This is a genomic window from Paraburkholderia jirisanensis, assembly GCF_054782355.1.
Genome location: NZ_BAAGSQ010000021.1, coordinates 21,842 through 39,993, shown reverse-complemented (window position 1 = coordinate 39,993; position 18,152 = coordinate 21,842). Strand labels below are relative to the sequence as shown.

16 protein-coding genes are annotated in these 18,152 nt (G+C 63.3%); 15 read left to right on the top strand and 1 reads right to left on the bottom strand.

The genetic code is table 11. The annotated features are described in order from the left end of the window. Positions 1-80 precede the first annotated feature (80 nt). The 14 genes from pyrH (at position 81) to ACYVNQ_RS09380 (ending at position 14,302) form a co-directional block, all read left to right on the top strand. Positions 81-794: a UMP kinase gene (pyrH, locus tag ACYVNQ_RS09445; RefSeq protein ID WP_460902227.1), complete on the top strand. Its 714-nt coding sequence runs from the start codon at positions 81-83 to the stop codon at positions 792-794. Positions 795-893: 99 nt separating this feature from the next. Continuing rightward, positions 894-1,454: a ribosome recycling factor gene (gene frr / locus ACYVNQ_RS09440; protein WP_460902226.1), complete on the top strand. Its 561-nt coding sequence runs from the start codon at positions 894-896 to the stop codon at positions 1,452-1,454. A 62-nt stretch (positions 1,455-1,516) separates the two neighbouring features. Then, positions 1,517-2,299, top strand: coding sequence for an isoprenyl transferase (locus tag ACYVNQ_RS09435; RefSeq protein ID WP_460902225.1), 783 nt, complete (start codon positions 1,517-1,519; stop codon positions 2,297-2,299). Beyond that, on the top strand, positions 2,293-3,114 hold the full coding sequence (locus ACYVNQ_RS09430) for a phosphatidate cytidylyltransferase (RefSeq protein WP_460902224.1): 822 nt from the start codon (positions 2,293-2,295) through the stop codon (positions 3,112-3,114). The genes ACYVNQ_RS09435 and ACYVNQ_RS09430 overlap by 7 nt, the downstream gene beginning before the upstream one ends. Before the next feature lie 10 nt (positions 3,115-3,124). Further along, the gene (locus tag ACYVNQ_RS09425) at positions 3,125-4,315 is read left to right on the top strand and encodes a 1-deoxy-D-xylulose-5-phosphate reductoisomerase (RefSeq protein ID WP_460902223.1); all 1,191 of its coding nucleotides are present in this window, start codon (positions 3,125-3,127) and stop codon (positions 4,313-4,315) included. 7 nt (positions 4,316-4,322) lie between these two features. Further along, positions 4,323-5,711: an RIP metalloprotease RseP gene (rseP, locus tag ACYVNQ_RS09420; RefSeq protein ID WP_460902222.1), complete on the top strand. Its 1,389-nt coding sequence runs from the start codon at positions 4,323-4,325 to the stop codon at positions 5,709-5,711. 64 nt (positions 5,712-5,775) lie between these two features. Beyond that, on the top strand, positions 5,776-8,088 hold the full coding sequence (gene bamA / locus ACYVNQ_RS09415) for an outer membrane protein assembly factor BamA (RefSeq protein WP_460902221.1): 2,313 nt from the start codon (positions 5,776-5,778) through the stop codon (positions 8,086-8,088). 35 nt (positions 8,089-8,123) lie between these two features. After that, a complete protein-coding gene (locus tag ACYVNQ_RS09410) occupies positions 8,124-8,666 on the top strand; it encodes an OmpH/Skp family outer membrane protein (protein WP_460902220.1) in 543 nt (180 codons plus the stop codon). A 98-nt stretch (positions 8,667-8,764) separates the two neighbouring features. Then, on the top strand, positions 8,765-9,850 hold the full coding sequence (gene lpxD, locus ACYVNQ_RS09405) for a UDP-3-O-(3-hydroxymyristoyl)glucosamine N-acyltransferase (RefSeq protein WP_460902219.1): 1,086 nt from the start codon (positions 8,765-8,767) through the stop codon (positions 9,848-9,850). Between the two features lie 264 nt (positions 9,851-10,114). Then, the gene (fabZ, locus tag ACYVNQ_RS09400; protein ID WP_460902218.1) at positions 10,115-10,576 is read left to right on the top strand and encodes a 3-hydroxyacyl-ACP dehydratase FabZ; all 462 of its coding nucleotides are present in this window, start codon (positions 10,115-10,117) and stop codon (positions 10,574-10,576) included. Positions 10,577-10,664: 88 nt separating this feature from the next. Further along, positions 10,665-11,453, top strand: coding sequence for an acyl-ACP--UDP-N-acetylglucosamine O-acyltransferase (gene lpxA / locus ACYVNQ_RS09395; RefSeq protein ID WP_460902217.1), 789 nt, complete (start codon positions 10,665-10,667; stop codon positions 11,451-11,453). Between the two features lie 7 nt (positions 11,454-11,460). Then, positions 11,461-12,627, top strand: a complete 1,167-nt coding sequence (lpxB, locus tag ACYVNQ_RS09390; protein ID WP_460902216.1) for a lipid-A-disaccharide synthase — start codon at positions 11,461-11,463, stop codon at positions 12,625-12,627. A 98-nt stretch (positions 12,628-12,725) separates the two neighbouring features. Continuing rightward, positions 12,726-13,430, top strand: coding sequence for a ribonuclease HII (rnhB, locus tag ACYVNQ_RS09385; protein ID WP_460902677.1), 705 nt, complete (start codon positions 12,726-12,728; stop codon positions 13,428-13,430). 83 nt (positions 13,431-13,513) lie between these two features. Next, the gene (locus tag ACYVNQ_RS09380) at positions 13,514-14,302 is read left to right on the top strand and encodes a TrmH family RNA methyltransferase (protein ID WP_460902215.1); all 789 of its coding nucleotides are present in this window, start codon (positions 13,514-13,516) and stop codon (positions 14,300-14,302) included. Between the two features lie 46 nt (positions 14,303-14,348). On the opposite strand, the gene ppsR is transcribed toward ACYVNQ_RS09380, so the two are convergent. Next, the gene (ppsR, locus tag ACYVNQ_RS09375; protein WP_460902676.1) at positions 14,349-15,164 is read right to left on the bottom strand and encodes a posphoenolpyruvate synthetase regulatory kinase/phosphorylase PpsR; all 816 of its coding nucleotides are present in this window, start codon (positions 15,162-15,164) and stop codon (positions 14,349-14,351) included. A gap of 489 nt (positions 15,165-15,653) precedes the next feature. On the opposite strand from ppsR, the gene ppsA reads away from it, so the two are divergent. Further along, positions 15,654-18,059 carry a phosphoenolpyruvate synthase gene (gene ppsA, locus ACYVNQ_RS09370; protein ID WP_460902214.1) on the top strand — a complete coding sequence of 802 codons (2,406 nt, stop codon included), beginning with the start codon at positions 15,654-15,656 and terminating at the stop codon, positions 18,057-18,059. The last annotated feature ends 93 nt before the right edge of the window (positions 18,060-18,152 follow it).

Genomic DNA, 18,152 nt, shown 5'->3' with positions numbered 1-18,152 from the left:
AATTTGGCGACGCTTGCCCGAATCAGCATTTCACCCCTACAGTTCCACGTTGTTGTCACCTGCGCGATCTGGATATCTCTATGCCCACTGCCTATAAACGCGTCCTCCTGAAACTCTCCGGCGAAGCTCTGATGGGCGACGATGCCTTCGGCATCAATCGCTCGACGATCGAAAGAATGGTGGCGGACGTGGCCGAGGTCGTGCGGCTCGGTACGCAACTGGCCGTCGTGATCGGCGGCGGCAACATCTTCCGCGGTGTGGCGGGCGGCGCGGCCGGTATGGACCGCGCAACGGCCGACTACATGGGGATGCTCGCCACGATGATGAACGCGCTCGCGCTGCAGGACGCGATGCGTCACGCGGGCATCGAGGCGCGCGTGCAATCGGCGCTGCGCATGGACCAGGTGGTCGAACCTTACATTCGCCCGCGCGCGATCCGCCAGCTCGAAGAAGGCCGGGTCGTGATTTTCGCGGCCGGCACAGGCAACCCGTTCTTCACGACCGATACCGCAGCGGCGCTGCGCGGCTCGGAAGTCGGTGCCGAAGTGGTGCTGAAGGCGACCAAGGTAGATGGCGTCTATTCGGCCGATCCGCGCAAGGATCCGACCGCCACGCGCTATACGACGATCAGCTTCGACGAGGCGATCGGCCGCAATCTGCAGGTGATGGACGCCACCGCCTTCGCGCTGTGCCGCGACCAGAAGCTGCCGATCCGCGTGTTTTCGATCAACAAGGCGGGCGCGTTGAAACGCATCATCCAGGGCGAAGACGAGGGCACCCTCGTGCACGTGTAAACTCTTTGTCATACAAGATGGGCTCGAGCGCGAGCCCGGGCCGCGGCTATGCGCATGCCGGCCGTGCTCGCATCGTTTTGAAGGTTCGGAGGTTTAATCATGTCTGTGGCTGACACCAAAAAGGGCGTTGAGCAGAAAATGCTGCGCTCGATCGACGCGTTCAAAAACGATCTGTCGAAAATCCGCACGGGCCGGGCACACACCGGTCTGCTCGACCATATCCAGGTCGATTACTACGGCTCGCCGGTGCCGATCTCGCAGGTCGCGAACCTGACGCTGGTCGACGCGCGCACGATCGGCGTGCAGCCGTGGGAAAAGAAGATGGTCCAGGTGGTCGAGAAGGCGATCCGCGAATCCGATCTGGGTCTGAACCCGGCCTCGCAGGGCGACCTGATCCGCGTACCGATGCCCGCACTCACCGAAGAACGCCGCCGCGAACTGACGAAGGTCGTGAAGAGCGAAGGCGAGACGGCCAAGATCGCGGTGCGCAATCTGCGCCGCGACGCGAACGAGCAACTGAAGAAGCTCGTCAAGGACAAGGAAATCTCGGAAGACGAAGAACGCCGCGCCAGCGACGATGTGCAAAAGCTCACGGACAAGTTCGTCGCTGAAATCGACAAACTCGTGCAGATCAAGGAAGGCGAGATCATGACGGTGTGATGCGGCGCATCGGCACCCTCAAGTCTTTCTTTGTTCATTTGCTGAGTGAGTTCCCGACGGCTATGACTTATACCAGTTCAACCGTTCTCGTTCCTGATGTCGCAGCTGTGCCGCGGCACATCGCGATCATCATGGACGGCAACGGCCGTTGGGCGACGCAGCGCCGTCTGCCGCGCGTGGCGGGCCATACGCGCGGTGTCGACGCCGTGCGTGCGACCGTCGAGGCGTGCGCGCGGGCCGGCGTGCAATATCTGACGCTGTTCGCGTTCAGCTCGGAAAACTGGCGGCGTCCGGAAGACGAAGTGTCGTTTCTGATGCGCCTGTTCGTCACCGCGCTCGAACGCGAAATCGGCAAGCTGCATGCGAATGGCATCCGGCTGCGGGTGGTCGGCGACCTGGCTGCATTCGACCGGCGTATCCAGGATCTGATTCGCCGCGCCGAAACCAAGACCGCGCGCAATACGCGCCTGACGCTGACCATCGCCGCGAACTATGGCGGCCGCTGGGACATCATGCAGGCCACCCGCAAGCTGGTCGAAGAAGCGGCGCGCACCGGGCGCACCGATGAGGTCAGCGAAGAGGCATTCAGCGAGCATCTGGCAATGGCCTATGCGCCGGAGCCGGATCTGTTCATCCGCACCGGCGGCGAGCAGCGCATCAGCAACTTCCTGCTGTGGCAGCTCGCGTACACCGAGTTCTATTTCACCGACACGTTCTGGCCTGATTTCGATGCCAACTCGCTAAGCCACGCGATCGCGTCGTATGGCGGGCGCGAACGCCGCTTTGGCCGAACCAGCGCTCAACTCGAGCCGCAATCGCAAAACGCCGACTCGCTTTCATGCTAAAAACCCGTGTCATCACGGCGGTCGTTCTGCTGGCGATCCTGCTGCCGGTCACGCTCTATGCGCCGATCGGCGGCTTCGGCGCGCTGATCGCGTTTGTCGTCGTGTTCGCCGCGTGGGAATGGGCGCGGCTCCTGAAACTGCCGGGCGCCGGCCCGATCGTGTATGCGGTGGTCGCGGCGCTGGCGCTGGTCGCGAGCACGAAGCTCGGCATCGGTCTGGTCGCGCCGCGGCCGCTGTTCGAGGCCGCCGCGATCTTCTGGGTGCTGGTCGGCCCGTTCGTGCTGCTGCGCAAGCCGGTGCTGGCGGCCGGAGGCTGGCGGGTGTTCCTGCTGGCGGCCGGCCTCGTCGTTTTCACGGCCTGCTGGCATGCGCTGGTGGCCGCGCGCCTGACCGGCGTCGCGTTCGTGCTTTCGCTTCTGCTGGTGGTGTGGCTGGCCGATATCGGCGCATACTTCGCCGGGAAGGCGTTGGGTAAGCACAAACTGGCGCCGTCCATCAGCCCCGGCAAGACCTGGGAGGGGGCGGTCGGCGGCTGGATCGCGGTCATCGTGGTCGCGCTGATTGCGGCGGCCACGCGCGCATTCGAGCCGACCCTGTTTTTAGCGTTGCTGGACCACCTTGGTTCGGTGCGCACGCTCATCGCGCTCACCCTGCTGGTGGCATTCAGCATCGTGGGCGACCTGTTCGAGTCGATGCTGAAACGCCAGGCTGGCGTCAAGGATTCCAGCGGCCTGCTGCCAGGCCACGGCGGCGTGCTGGACCGCATCGACGCGTTGTTGCCCGTGCTGCCGCTTGCCATGCTGCTGCTCGGCTAGAGAAAGAGACATGAAGAAACGATTGACCTTGCTCGGTTCCACGGGCTCGATTGGAGACAGCACGCTCGACGTGGTCGCGCGTCATCCCGAGCGTTTTTCGGTATTTGCGCTGACCGCGCACCGCAACGGCGACAAGCTCGTCGAACAATGCCTGCGCTTTCACCCTGAGGTGGCGGTGGTCGGCGATGCGGCGACGGCGCAGCAGGTTGCCGCGAAGCTGCGTGCCGCGGGCTGCAAGACTGAGGTGCTGCACGGCCCGCAGGCGCTCGTCGACGTGTCGGAGAGCGGCGGCTGCGACACCGTGGTGGCGGCGATCGTCGGCGCGGCGGGCCTCGCGCCAAGCCTTGCGGCGGCGCGTGCCGGCAAGCGCATCCTGCTCGCCAACAAGGAAGCGCTGGTGATGTCCGGTGCGATCTTCATGGATGCCGTGCGCGACCATGGCGCGATCCTGCTGCCGGTCGACAGCGAGCACAACGCGATTTTCCAATGCCTGCCGCACGAATCCGTGCCGCATGGCGGCGTGTCGAAGATCATTCTGACCGCTTCGGGCGGCCCGTTCCGGACGCGCGATCCGCAAAGCCTCGTCAACGTCACGCCGGATGAAGCCTGCAAGCATCCGAACTGGTCGATGGGTCGCAAGATCTCGGTCGATTCCGCGACGATGATGAACAAGGGCCTCGAAGTGATCGAGGCGCATTGGCTGTTCGGTCTCGGCGGCGATCGCATCGAAGTGCTGATCCACCCGCAGAGCGTGATCCATTCGATGGTGTCGTATGCGGACGGATCGGTGCTGGCGCAACTGGGCAACCCCGACATGCGTACGCCGATCGCGCACGCGCTCGCGTATCCGGAGCGGATCGATTCCGGCGTCGCGCAGCTCGATCTCGCGCAAGTCGCCACCTTGCAGTTCGAAAAACCGGACTACGCTCGCTTCCCGTGTCTGGCGCTCGCGATGAGGGCGATGGCCGCCGGCGGCATCGCCAGCGCGGCGCTCAACGCGGCCAACGAAGTGGCAGTCGAAGCGTTCCTTGCGCGGCGCATCGGTTTCATGGCGATCGCCGAGATCGTCGATGCGGTGCTCAACGCGCTCGTCAATCGCGATGCGGCGAGCCTCGACGACGTGCTCGAAGCCGACGTCGCGGCGCGCCATGCGGCCGCGGCGCTGGTCGACCTGCGCAGTACGGAACGCGCCATCCAGTGAGGCGTTTATGAATCTGCTGACCGAAGTGCTCGCCTTCGCAGTTGCGATCGGCGTGCTGGTGGTCGTACACGAGTACGGTCACTATAGCGTCGCACGGCTGTGCGGCGTGAAGGTGCTGCGCTTTTCGATCGGCTTCGGCAAGCCGATTGCGCAATGGGTCAGCAAGAAAACGGGCACGCAATGGACGATTGCGTGGCTGCCGCTGGGCGGCTACGTGAAGATGCTCGACGAGCGTGAAGAGGGCGTGCCGATCCCGAAGGAAGAGTTGCGTTATGCATTCAACCGGCAGTCGGTCGCCAAGCGTTTTGCGATCGTTGCGGCCGGGCCGATTGCCAACTTCCTGCTCGCGATCGTGCTGTTCGGTGCGGTGTTCGCCACCGGTGTGACCGAGCCGGCCGCGGTCGTCGCAGCCCCGGCGGCTAACACGCCGGCCGCGAAGGCCGGCTTCGAAGGCGGCGAAACCATCACCGCGGTGCGCAACGCGAATGCCGGCGAAGCCGAACCGGTGCGCTCATGGTCCGACCTGCGCTGGAAGCTGCTCGGCTCCGCGTTCGATCATCGCAATGTCGTGCTGTCCGCGAAGGACAAGAACGGCATGTTCGACTTCCCGCTGAGCCTCGAGAGCCTGTCGGACAAGGACGTCGACGACAACTTCATGTCGCGCCTGGGCTTCGAGCCCGGCGGCGGCGCGTTGTCGGTGGCCGGCGTGCAGGCGGGCAGCGCCGCGCAGCGCGCAGGCCTCGCGACGGGCGACAAACTGCGCGCAGTCGACGGCCATCCGGCCGACAACGCCACCAGCTTCATCGCCTACATCAAGACGCATGCGGGCCAGCCGATCACGCTGCAAGTGGAGCGCGGCGCATCGAACACTGCCCCCGGCACGCTGCATTCGATCACGCTGACGCCCACCGCGCAGCGCGACGAAACGACCGGCCAGAACGTCGGCCGCATCGGTGCCGAACTCGCCACGCAAGTGCCGTCGATCGACGTGCGCTACGGCCCGCTGGAGAGCCTGCGGCTTGGCGCAAACCGCACGTGGGAACTCAGCGTTTATTCGATCCGGATGTTCGGCCGCATGATCATCGGCGAGGCTTCGCTGAAGAATCTGTCAGGCCCCGTAACGATTGCTGACTATGCCGGTAAGAGTGCGAGACTCGGTCCATCAGCATTCCTGTCGTTCCTCGCGCTTGTCAGTATTAGTCTCGGTGTGCTCAACCTTTTACCAATTCCGGTATTGGACGGGGGGCATCTGTTATATTATTTGGTTGAAGCGGTTACGGGCAAAGCGGTCTCCGACCGCTGGCAGATGGTTCTTCAAAGAGCCGGTCTGGCCTGTATCGTCGCGTTGTCGGCGATCGCGCTTTTCAACGATCTTGCTCGTTTAATCCATTTTTAAAGTGCCAGGCGGCGTTCGCCACGACCGCCGGACCTGATGCAGCTATACACACTGGGGATGCACGTTGTTCAAACCTCGTCGATTTGTTCCTAAAACGGTTGTAGCCGCGGCGTTTGCCGCGCATGGGCTGGTCGCCCACGCGACGACACCTTTCGTGGTGCAAGACATTCGGATCGAGGGGCTGCAACGGGTCGAACCGGGTACCGTGTTCTCGTACCTGCCGATCAAGCAGGGCGATACGTTCAGCGACGACAAGGCATCGGAAGCGATCCGCGCGCTGTACGCAACGGGCTTCTTCAACGACGTACGCATTTCGACTGAAGGCGGCGTCGTGATCGTGCAGGTGGTCGAGCGTCCGGCAATCGGCACGATCGACTTCGCGGGCATTCACGAATTCGAGAAAGACAACCTGATCAAGGCGCTGCGCGCAGTCGGCCTGTCGCAAGGCCGGTACTACGACAAGGCGCTGGTCGACAAGGCCGAGCAGGAACTGAAGCGCCAGTACCTCACGCGTGGCTTTTACGCCGCCGAGGTCACCACCACCGTCACGCCGATCGACCGCAACCGCGTCGGCCTGCTGTTCTCGGTGGTTGAAGGCCCGAGCGCGAAGATCCGCCAGATCAACTTCATCGGCAGCAAGACTTTCAGCACCAGCACGCTGCGCGACGAAATGCAGCTGTCGACGCCGAACTGGTTCTCCTGGTACACGAAGAACGACCTGTATTCGAAGGAAAAGCTCACGGGCGACCTCGAAAACGTGCGCTCGTACTACCTGAACCGCGGCTATCTCGAGTTCAATATCGAGTCGACCCAGGTGTCGATCACGCCCGACAAGAAGGACATGTACCTGACGGTCACGCTGCACGAAGGCGAGCCGTACACGATCTCGACGATCAAGCTGTCGGGCAACCTGCTGGACCGCGAACCCGAGCTGCGCAAGCTGATCAAGATCAAGCCGGGCGAGCGCTTCTCGGCGGAGAAACTGCAGGCCACCACCAAGGCCATCGTCGACAAGCTCGGCGAATACGGCTATGCGTTCGCCACCGTCAATGCGCTGCCGCAGATCGATCAGGTCAATCACAAGGTCGACCTGACGCTGCAGGTCGATCCGAGCCGCCGCGTCTACGTGCGGCGCATCAACGTGGTCGGCAACACGCGTACGCGCGATGAAGTCGTGCGTCGCGAAATGCGCCAGCTTGAAAGCTCGTGGTTCGATTCGAACCGCCTTGCGTTGTCGAAGGACCGTATCAACCGTCTGGGCTACTTCACCGACGTCGATGTGACCACCGTGCCGGTCGAAGGCACGCCCGACCAGGTCGACGTCGACGTGAAAGTGGCCGAAAAGCCGACCGGCGCGATCACGCTCGGTGCTGGTTTCTCGTCGACCGACAAGGTGGTGCTGTCGGCCGGCGTATCGCAGGACAACGTGTTCGGTTCCGGTACCAGCCTGTCGGTTAACGTGAATACCGCGAAGACCTACCGCACGTTGACGGTCACGCAGGTTGACCCGTACTTCACGGTGGACGGCATCAAGCGCATTACCGACGTCTACTACCGCACGTACGAGCCGCTGTTCTATTCGACCGATTCGAGCTTCCGCATCGTCACGGTCGGTGGCGACCTGAAGTTCGGCATCCCGTTCTCGGAAGTCGACACGGTGTTCTTCGGCGTGGGTTTCGAGCAGAACACGCTCGACGTTGACGGCAGCACGCCGCAGACCTACAAGAACTACGTGCAGGACTTCGGCCGCGTGTCGAACAACGTGCCGCTCACGGTCGGCTGGTCGCGCGACGCGCGCGATAGCGCGTTGGTACCGAGCCGCGGCTACTTCACGCAGGCCAATGCCGAATACGGCACGCCGGTCGGCGGCACGCAATACTACAAGGCCGATTTGCAGGCGCAGTACTATTACTCGTTCTCGCGCGGCTTCGTGCTGGGCTTCAACCTGCAGGGCGGCTACGGTAACGGTATCGGCAATCCGTTCCCGATTTTCAAGAACTACTACGCGGGCGGTATCGGTTCGGTGCGCGGCTTCGAGCCGAGCTCGCTGGGGCCACGCGACAAGGTCACGAACGATCCGGTCGGCGGCAACAAGATGTTCGTCGGCAATATCGAACTGACCTTCCCGCTGCCGGGCACCGGCTACGACCGTACGCTGCGCGTGTTCACCTTCCTGGACGCCGGTAACGTGTGGGGCGATCCGCGTCAGGGCGGCGACACGACGATCGGCTCGAACGGCTTGCGCTATGGTTACGGTGTCGGTCTCGCGTGGATCTCGCCGATCGGCCCGCTGAAGCTGAGCCTGGGCTTCCCGCTGCAGAAGCACGAAGGCGACCAGTACCAGAAATTCCAGTTCCAGATCGGGACGGCATTCTGATCGGAGGATCGGAGCGCCCTTACAGTATCGAGAGGATGACTTTGCTAACCGGTATGATTTCGACGAAACGTGTGGCATGCGCACTGGCACTGGCCGTGGCCCTCGGCGCGGGCATGACGGGCGCGGCGCAGGCGCAGGAAGCGCGCATCGCCGCGGTCAACTCGGACCGCATCCTGCGCGAATCGACGGCGGCCAAGGCGGCGCAGGCCAAGCTCGAAGCCGAATTCGCAAAGCGCGACAAGGATCTGCAGGACATGGCGCAGCGTCTGAAGAGCACCTCCGATGCGCTCGACAAGAACGGTCCGTCGATGTCGCCGGCCGATCGCGCGCAAAAGCAGCGCGATCTGTCGCAGCTCGACAGCGATTTCCAGCGCAAGCAGCGCGAGTTTCGCGAAGACCTGAACCAGCGCCGCAACGAAGAGCTCGCCGCGGTGCTCGATCGTGCGAACAAGGTGATCAAGCAGATCGCCGAGCAGCAGCACTACGATCTGATCGTGCAGGAAGCGGTGTACGTGAGCCCGCGCATCGATATTACCGACCAGGTGCTGAAGGCTCTTGCGAACAATAATTCGAATTAAGCAGCACGCCGATATCGCGCGTGTTCGTTCAGAACGGCGCGCGATATCTCCGAAGCGCCAACCTGGGCGCTAACCGAAATCAGGAGCAGTACACGAATATGGCTTTTACGCTCGAGGAGATCGTCAAGCGGTTTGGCGGAGAGATTGTTGGAGACCGCTTGCACCGCGTCGGCAATCTGGCGCCGCTGGACCAGGCCGGGCCGGAACATCTGGCGTTCCTCGCGAACCCCAAGTATCTGTCGCAGGTTGAAACGACCCAGGCAGGCGCCGTGCTGATCACCGCCGACGACTTCGCCAAAGTCACCGCGCGCGACGCACGTAACTTCATCGTCACGCCGAATCCGTACGCTTACTTCGCGCGCGTCGCGCAGGCCGTGATCGACCTCGCGTCGCCGAAGCTCGTGCCCGGCGTGCATGCGAGCGCGCAGGTTGATGCTTCCGCGAAGGTCGCGGCGAGTGCCGTGCTGGGGCCGAACGTGACGGTCGAAGCGGGCGCCGTGATCGGCGAGCGCGTGCGCCTCGACGCGAACGTGTTTATCGGCCGTGGCTCGCGCATCGGCGACGGTTCGCATCTGTACCCGAACGTGACCGTGTACCATGGCTGCTCGCTCGGTGAGCGGGCGATCGTGCAGTCGGGCGCGGTGATCGGCTCGGATGGCTTTGGCTTTGCGCCGGATTTCGTCGGCGACGGCGATGCGCGTACCGGCAACTGGGTGAAGATTCCGCAGGTCGGTGGCGTGAAGATCGGTCCGGACGTCGAAATCGGCGCGAACACGACGATCGACCGCGGCGCGATGGCGGACACGGTGATCGACGAAGGCGTCAAAATCGACAACCTCGTGCAGATTGCGCACAACTGCAAGATCGGCGCGTATACGGTGATTGCCGGCTGCGTCGGCATTGCGGGCAGCACGACGATCGGCAAGCATTGCATGCTGGGCGGCGCGGTCGGCGTCGCGGGGCACGTGACGCTGGGCGACTATGTGATCGTCACTGCGAAGTCGGGCGTGTCGAAATCGCTGCCAAAGCCGGGCATTTATACGAGCGCGTTTCCGGCGGTCGAAAATGCCGAGTGGAATCGCAGCGCTGCGCTGATGCGCAACCTCGACAAGATGCGCGATCGCATCAAGGCGCTCGAGGCGGCGGTGGCGACGCAGAAGCAGGCCGGTAGCGACGGCGCGTAACGCCGCATACGAACGCAACACAAGAAGCGCAACACAAGAAACGCCGCACGCAACGAACGAACAGCAGCGAGCAACGAGCGAGCAACATACGAACAAGAAGGGAGCACGACGCACAAGCAAGAAGCGCCGCGGCGGCCGCGACACAGCGGTCGCAGCATGAAGGCGCCGCCGGAAATGCCGGAACACGGCAGCGGCACGTTACCATTCCACCTGTACCAGCATCCGCAGTTATCGTCGCGCCATCGATGCGTGAGCCGAAATACCATGAGCACCGAAAAAATCAATCTCGACATTCACAAGATTCTCACGCTGCTGCCGCATCGCTACCCGATCCTGCTGGTCGACCGGGTGCTCGAGCTCGAGCCGCACAAGGCGATCAAGGCGCTGAAGAATGTCACGATCAACGAGCCGTACTTTGTGGGGCATTTCCCGAAGCGCCCGGTGATGCCCGGCGTGCTGATTCTGGAGGCGCTCGCACAAACCGCCGCTCTCCTGACGTTCGCCGAAGAGCCGCACGACCCGGACAACACGCTGTACCTGTTCGTCGGCATCGACAACGCGCGTTTCAAACGCGTGGTCGAACCGGGCGACCAGCTGATCCTGAACGTGACTTTCGAACGCCATATGCGCGGCATCTGGAAGTTCAAGGCACGTGCGGAAGTGGACGGCGCGGTCGCCGCGGAAGCCGATCTGATGTGCGCGGTACGCACGTCGGACGAAGGGTAAGGCCGGCGCCGCACTGCGCGCGCCGCGACGCAAGGGTGCCGCAATGGCGGCACAGCAGTAACGCCAACTGAATCAGAAGCGAGGGCGCATGAGCAGGATTCATCCTACTGCGATCATCGAGCCGGGTGCACAGCTCGACGACACGGTCGAAATCGGACCGTACGCCATCGTCGGCGCACACGTGACGATCGGCGCGCGAACCACGGTGGGTTCGCATAGCGTCATCGAAGGTCACACGACGCTCGGCGAAGACAACCGGATCGGCCACTATGCATCGGTCGGTGGCCGGCCGCAGGACATGAAGTACGACGGCGAGCCGACCCGGCTGGTGGTCGGCAACCGCAACACGATCCGCGAATTCACGACGATCCACACCGGCACGGTGCAGGACACCGGCGTGACGACGCTTGGCGACGACAACTGGATCATGGCGTACGTGCATATCGGCCACGACTGCCAGATCAGCAACAACGTGATCCTGTCGAGCAACGCGCAGATGGCCGGGCACGTGCTGATCGGCGATTACGCGATCGTCGGCGGCATGACCGGCGTGCATCAGTTCGTACGGATCGGCGCGCATTCTTTCCTCGGCGGCGCATCCGCCGTGGTGCAGGATATTCCGCCGTTCGTGATGGCCGCCGGCAACAAGGCCGAGCCGCACGGCATCAACGTCGAAGGCTTGCGTCGGCGCGGTTTTTCGCCGGATGCGATTTCGGCGCTGCGTGCCGCGTACCGTCTGCTGTACAAGAACGGCCTGTCGCTCGAAGAAGCGAAACTGCAGCTACGCGAACTGGCTTCGGCCGGTGGCGACGGCGACGAACCGGTGCGCGCGCTGGTCGACTTCGTCGAAGCGTCGCAGCGCGGCATCATCCGTTAAGCGCGCGATGTCGCTACATTCGGGTCATACGCGGCTGGCGCTGGTGGCCGGCGAACCGTCCGGCGATCTGCTCGGCGCGTCGCTGCTGGGCGGGCTCGCTGCGCGCTTGCCCGACGCACGCACCTACGGTATCGGCGGCCCGCGCATGATCGCGCACGGCTTCGACGCGCATTTCCCGATGGAAAAGCTCACCGTGCGCGGCTACGTTGAGGCGCTGCGGCATATTCCCGAGATTCTCGGCATCCGCAATGAGCTGAAGCGCCAGCTGCTGGCCGATCCGCCTGAAGCGTTCATCGGTGTCGACGCGCCCGATTTCAATTTCGGCCTCGAACATGCGCTGCGCGAGGCGGGCATTCCGACCGTGCACCTGGTGTGTCCGTCGATCTGGGCGTGGCGTGGCGGGCGCATCAAGAAGATCGTCAAAGCGGTCGACCACATGCTGTGTGTGTTCCCGTTCGAAAAGCCGCTGCTCGAAAAGGCCGGTGTGGCGGCGACCTACGTCGGCCATCCGCTGGCCGATGAAATTCCGCTCGAACCCGACGTGGCCGGCGCTCGCCGCGCGCTCGGCTTGCACGATAGCGGCGCGCTGATCGCAGTGCTGCCGGGCAGCCGGCGCTCGGAAATCGAGCTGATCGGCCCGACCTTCTTCGCGGCAATGGACCTGATGCAGCAACGCGAGCCCGGCGTGCGTTTCGTGATGCCGGCGGCGACGCCTGCGTTGCGCGAGCAGCTCAAGCCCTTGCTCGAAGCCCATCCGAAGCTCGCGCTGACCGTCACCGACGGCAATGCGCAACTCGCGATGACCGCGGCCGATGCGGTGCTCGTCAAGAGCGGCACGGTGACGCTCGAGGCGGCGCTGCTGAAAAAACCGATGGTGATCTCGTACAAGGTGCCCTGGCTGACCGGACAGATCATGCGTCGCCAGGGCTATCTGCCGTATGTCGGCTTGCCGAACATCCTGGCGGGGCGCTTCGTGGTGCCCGAAATCCTGCAGCACTTCGCGACGCCGCAGGCGCTCGCCGATGCGACGTTGACCCAGTTGCGCGACGACGCAAACCGGCGCACGCTGACGGAAATTTTCACGGAAATGCACCACGTGCTAAGGCAGAACACAGCGGAAAAGGCGTCGGAGGCGGTCGCGCAGGTGGTTGAAACGCGCCGGGTGCGCCGATGAGCGATACGCCGCGCGTGCCGCGCCGTACGAAGAAGGCTGTGGCAGTGGTCGTCGCATCGCCGGAAACCGGGCAGTCCGGAGCTATCGAGCCCGAAGCCATGCAGCCGGGTTTCAATTTCGAATCTCCGGTCGATATCATCTGCGGTGTCGACGAAGCGGGCCGCGGCCCGCTTGCCGGGCCGGTGGTGGCCGCCGCGGTGATCCTGAATCCGAAGCGCCGCATTCGCGGCCTCGACGATTCGAAGGTGCTGTCCGCGAAGAAACGCGAAGAGCTGTACGACAAGATCGTCGAGCGATCGCTCGCCTATTGCGTCGCGTCCGCGTCGGTCGAAGAGATCGACACGCTGAATATCCTGCACGCGACGATGCTCGCGATGCGGCGTGCAGTGGAAGGGCTATCGGTCGTGCCGACGCTCGCGAAGATCGATGGCAACCGCTGCCCGACCTTGAGCATTCGCAGCGAGGCGATCGTCAGCGGCGACGCGCTGGTGCCGTGCATTTCCGCCGCGTCGATTCTCGCAAAGGTCACGCGCGACCGGATGCTGCTGCAGTTGCATCAGGACTTCCCGGTGTACGGCTTCGATGCGCACGCCGGCTATGGCACGCCGCAGCACCTGCTGGCGCTGCGCGAGCACGGCCCGTGTCTGCATCATCGGCGCACGTTCGCGCCGGTGCGAGAAGCGCATCTGCGGCTTGGCCTGCAAGGCGAGGTGCCGGCGAATGCGGTGGTGGTCATGTCGTCGCAGCAGGGCGGTGCCGCGTTCGACGAAGCATCACTCGATCTCGACCAACCGCCGTTCTGATTGCTACGCGCGGCGCGACACCGCTGCCGCGCATGCTTTAACGCTCACCGTCACATCATTTCCGTTCTGCCCGCGAAAGCCCCGTGAAAGAAATTACGTCGCGCGACAATCCGCTCTACAAGCGCCTGAAAGCGTTGGCCGGTTCGACGCATCAGCAGCGCAGAAGCGCGCACGCGCTGCTCGAAGGCTTCCACCTGGCAGGCGCCTATCTCGACGCCGCCGGTCAGCCCGAAACCTGCGTGGTGACCGAAGGCGCGCTGCGTCACGCGGAAGCGCAGGCAATCGTCGCGCGTATCGACGAACGGCACATCGTCACGTTGCCCGATGCGTTGTTCGGGCAGTTGTCGAATGTCGTGAACGGTGTCGGGTTGCTGCTGCTGGTAGAACGTCTCGACGCGCCGCTGCCCGGGCGCGTCGCGCGCAGTTGCGTGGTGCTCGATGGCGTGCAGGACGCCGGCAATGTCGGCTCGATCCTGCGCAGCGCGGCGGCCGCGGGTATCGGCGATGTGTTTTGCGGGCAGGGCACCGCGTATGCGTGGTCGTCGAAGGTGCTGCGCTCGGCGATGGGCGCGCATTTCCTGCTGCGCATTCACGAAGACGTCGAACCGCACACGTTGATCGAACGGCTCGACGTGCCGGTTGCAATCACCGATTCGCACGGCGCGCAGCCGCTATACGACTGCGATTTGTCGGGGCCGATTGCGTGGGTGTTCGGCAATGAAGGCGCGGGCGTTTCGCAGGCGTGGCGCGCGGCGGTCACGCATCGCGTAACGATTCCGCAGCCGGGCGGGATGGAGTCGCTGAACGTGGCGGCGGCAGCAGCGGTGTGCCTGTTCGAGCAGTGCCGCCAGCAACGCGGCGCGGCACGCTAGAGCGCCACCGCGCCACCGCCGGTGGTCGCGGGGCTTCTGCTGCTGCTCAGTACGAAGACCGATCCAGCTTGATCTCCTGCAGGATCGTCGTCGCGATCTCCTCGATCGACTTGTGCGTCGACGACAGCCACTTGACGTTCTCGCGCCGCATCATCGCCTCGGCCTCGTTGATCTCGTAGCGGCAATTCTCGATCGCCGCGTACTTGCTGCCCGGGCGCCGCTCGTTGCGGATCTCGGACAGACGCTGCGGATCGATCGACAGCCCGAACATCTTCTCCCGGTGCGTCAATAGCGGCGTCGGCAGCTTGCCGCGCTCGAAGTCTTCCGGAATCAGCGGATAGTTGGCGGCCTTCACGCCATACTGCATCGCCAGATACAGGCTGGTCGGCGTCTTGCCGCTGCGCGATACGCCAACCAGGATCACATCGGCCTCGGCCAGATTGCGATTCGACTGGCCGTCGTCGTGGGCGAGCGAAAAGTTGATCGCCTCGATGCGGTTCTTGTATTCCTCGGTGTCCGCGTTCTGGTGGCCGCGGCCCATCGCATGGCTCGACTTCAGTTCGAGTTCCTGCTCGAGCGGCTCGACGAAGGTCTGGAACATATCCAGCACGAGTGCGTTCGAATCCTTGACGATCTGATTCGACGCGCTATTCACGAGCGTGGTGAACACGATCGGCCGGCGGCCTTCCTGGCGGCCGGCTTCGTTGATCTTTTCGAGCGTCGCATAAGCCTTCTCCGTCGAATCGACGAAGGGCACGCGCACGAGCCGGAATTTCTGGTCGAACTGGGAGAGGATCGAATGCGCGAAAGTCTCGGCAGTGATGCCGGTACCGTCGGAGACGATAAATACGGTTGGCGCCATACGTCGGGAAGGGAACATGAGCGGCCTATGCCGCTCGAATTAAAGTGGCCGCGATGAAACCACGGTGCGCCAAGGTGTGTGGTCATTGCCGATGTTGCAGTGCGCCGTAACATCGGCCGTCGCGGTCGCGAAAAAGCTCGAGGTGGTGGGACGTCAAAGCAGGGTAAAACCGGCGCAAACCTATGACTGGCGCGGCTCCTGATTCTCCGCCAAGCCCCGCTGGAAGCGCGGCACGAAGCCTGCTACGTCATTTTGTGCGAAGCCGCGTGCAATTATCGCCGAAGCGTCACATTTCATAACTCGGCACGGTAGAATAGCGGCAACCTGTTGGATAAGCAATTGCAAGGTAGCCCGGCATTCTGCCCGCTGAAGCCCGCTGCGATTGCTTCTCCAACAGGTTGCGCAAGACGCGTCCACCGCTTTTTATGAGCCGGGCGCGGTCAAGCCCACTTGCGCAATCGAGTATTTTTTCCACTCTTAGGGGCTTGTATGACTAACGCAGTAAACGTCGCAAAGGATCAGGCGTATGTAGTTCCGTTCGAACAGTTGCGAATGACCGACGTGGAAGTCGTCGGCGGCAAGAACGCATCGCTCGGCGAGATGATCAGTCAGCTCGCCCAGGCCGGCGTTCAGGTGCCGACCGGCTTCGCCACGACGGCGCTCGCCTTCCGCGAATTCCTGCAGCACAACACGCTTACCGAACGCATTGCACAGCGTCTCGAGTCGCTCGACGTCGACGACGTGAAAGCGCTCGCCGCCGCCGGCAAGGAAATTCGCGAGTGGATCGTCAATGCTCCACTTCAGCCGCGCCTCGAGCAGGACATCCGCAGCGCCTTCGAGACCCTGTCGAAGAGCTCGCCGAGCGAGCTGTCGTTTGCCGTGCGCTCGTCGGCCACCGCCGAAGACTTGCCGGACGCATCGTTTGCGGGCCAGCAGGAAAGCTACCTGAACGTGGTCGGCATCGAAGACGTGCTCGATCGCATGAAGCACGTGTTCGCGTCGCTGTACAACGACCGCGCGATCTCGTACCGCGTACACAAAGGCTTTACGCACGCTGAAGTGGCGTTGTCGGCGGGCGTGCAGCGCATGGTGCGCTCGGACGTCGGCGCAGCTGGCGTGATGTTCACGCTCGATACCGAATCCGGCTTCAAGGACGCAGTGTTCATCACGTCGAGCTATGGTCTCGGCGAAACGGTGGTGCAGGGCGCCGTGAACCCGGACGAGTTCTACGTATTCAAGACCACGCTCGCGCAGGGCAAGTACCCGATCATCCGCCGCTCGATCGGATCGAAGCTGATCAAGATGGAATTCACGCAAGCTGGCGAACAAGGCCGCGTGAAGACCGTCGACGTATCGCACGAGCAGCGCAACCGCTACTCGATCACCGACGAAGACGTGATCCAGCTGGCGAAGTACGCGGTGATCATCGAGCAGCACTACCAGCGCCCGATGGACATCGAGTGGGGCAAGGACGGCCGCGACGGCAAGATCTTCATCCTGCAGGCGCGTCCGGAAACGGTGAAGAGCCAGGCCGGCAACAAGGCCGAGCAGCGCTTCAAGCTGAAGGGCCAGTCGCAGGTGCTCGCTACCGGCCGCGCGATCGGCCAGAAGATCGGCGCGGGTCCGGTGCGCGTGATTCACGATCCGTCCGAAATGGAACGCGTGCAGCCGGGCGACGTGCTGGTGGCCGACATGACCGACCCGAACTGGGAACCGGTGATGAAGCGCGCAGCCGCAATCGTCACGAACCGCGGCGGGCGTACCTGCCACGCGGCGATCATCGCGCGTGAACTCGGCGTGCCGGCGGTGGTGGGCTGCGGCGACGCAACCGATCTGCTGAAAGACGGCGCACTGGTCACCGTGTCGTGCGCGGAAGGCGACGAAGGGCGCATCTACGACGGTCTGCTGGAAACCGAAGTGACCGAGGTGCAGCGTGGCGAACTGCCGCCGATCAAGACGAAGATCATGATGAACGTCGGCAATCCGCAGCTGGCGTTCGACTTCTCGCAGTTGCCGAACTTCGGTGTCGGTCTTGCGCGGCTCGAGTTCATCATCAATAACAACATCGGCGTGCACCCGAAGGCGATTCTCGAGTACCCGAACATCGATCAGGACCTGAAGAAAGCGGTCGAAAGCGTCGCGCGTGGCCATGCGTCGCCGCGTGCGTTCTACGTCGACAAGCTGACCGAAGGTATCGCGACGATCGCGGCGGCGTTCTATCCGAAGCCTGTAATCGTGCGTCTGTCCGACTTCAAGTCGAACGAGTACAAGAAGCTGATCGGCGGTTCGCGCTACGAGCCGGACGAGGAAAACCCGATGCTGGGTTTCCGTGGCGCGTCGCGCTACATCTCGGAAGATTTCGCGCAAGCATTCGAGATGGAATGTCTCGCGTTGAAGCGCGTACGTGAAGAGATGGGCCTCGACAACGTCGAGATCATGGTGCCGTTCATCCGTACGCTGAAGCAGGCGGAACGCGTGGTCGGCCTGCTCGCGAAGTTCGGCCTGAAGCGTGGCGAAAACGGCCTGCGTCTGGTGATGATGTGCGAAGTGCCGTCGAACGCGATTCTCGCCGAAGAATTCCTGGAATTCTTCGACGGCTTCTCGATCGGTTCGAACGACTTGACGCAGCTGACGCTCGGCCTCGACCGCGACTCGGGCATGGAACTGCTGGCCGTCGATTTCGACGAACGCGACCCGGCGGTGCAGTTCATGCTGAAGCGCGCCATCGAAACCTGTCTGCGCTTGAACAAGTATGTCGGCATCTGCGGTCAGGGCCCGTCCGATCATCCGGATTTCGCGCAATGGCTGGTGGATATCGGCATTGCGTCGATCTCGCTGAACCCGGACACGATCATCGATACGTGGCAGGCACTCGCGAAGTCGCAGGCGAAGTAAGCGTCTTGCATCGCGCGTTGAACGCTTGCGCGACGCTTTGTTAAAGAGCGTCGCGATAAACCGAGAGGCGGCATGTTCGCGCCGCATTCTTCG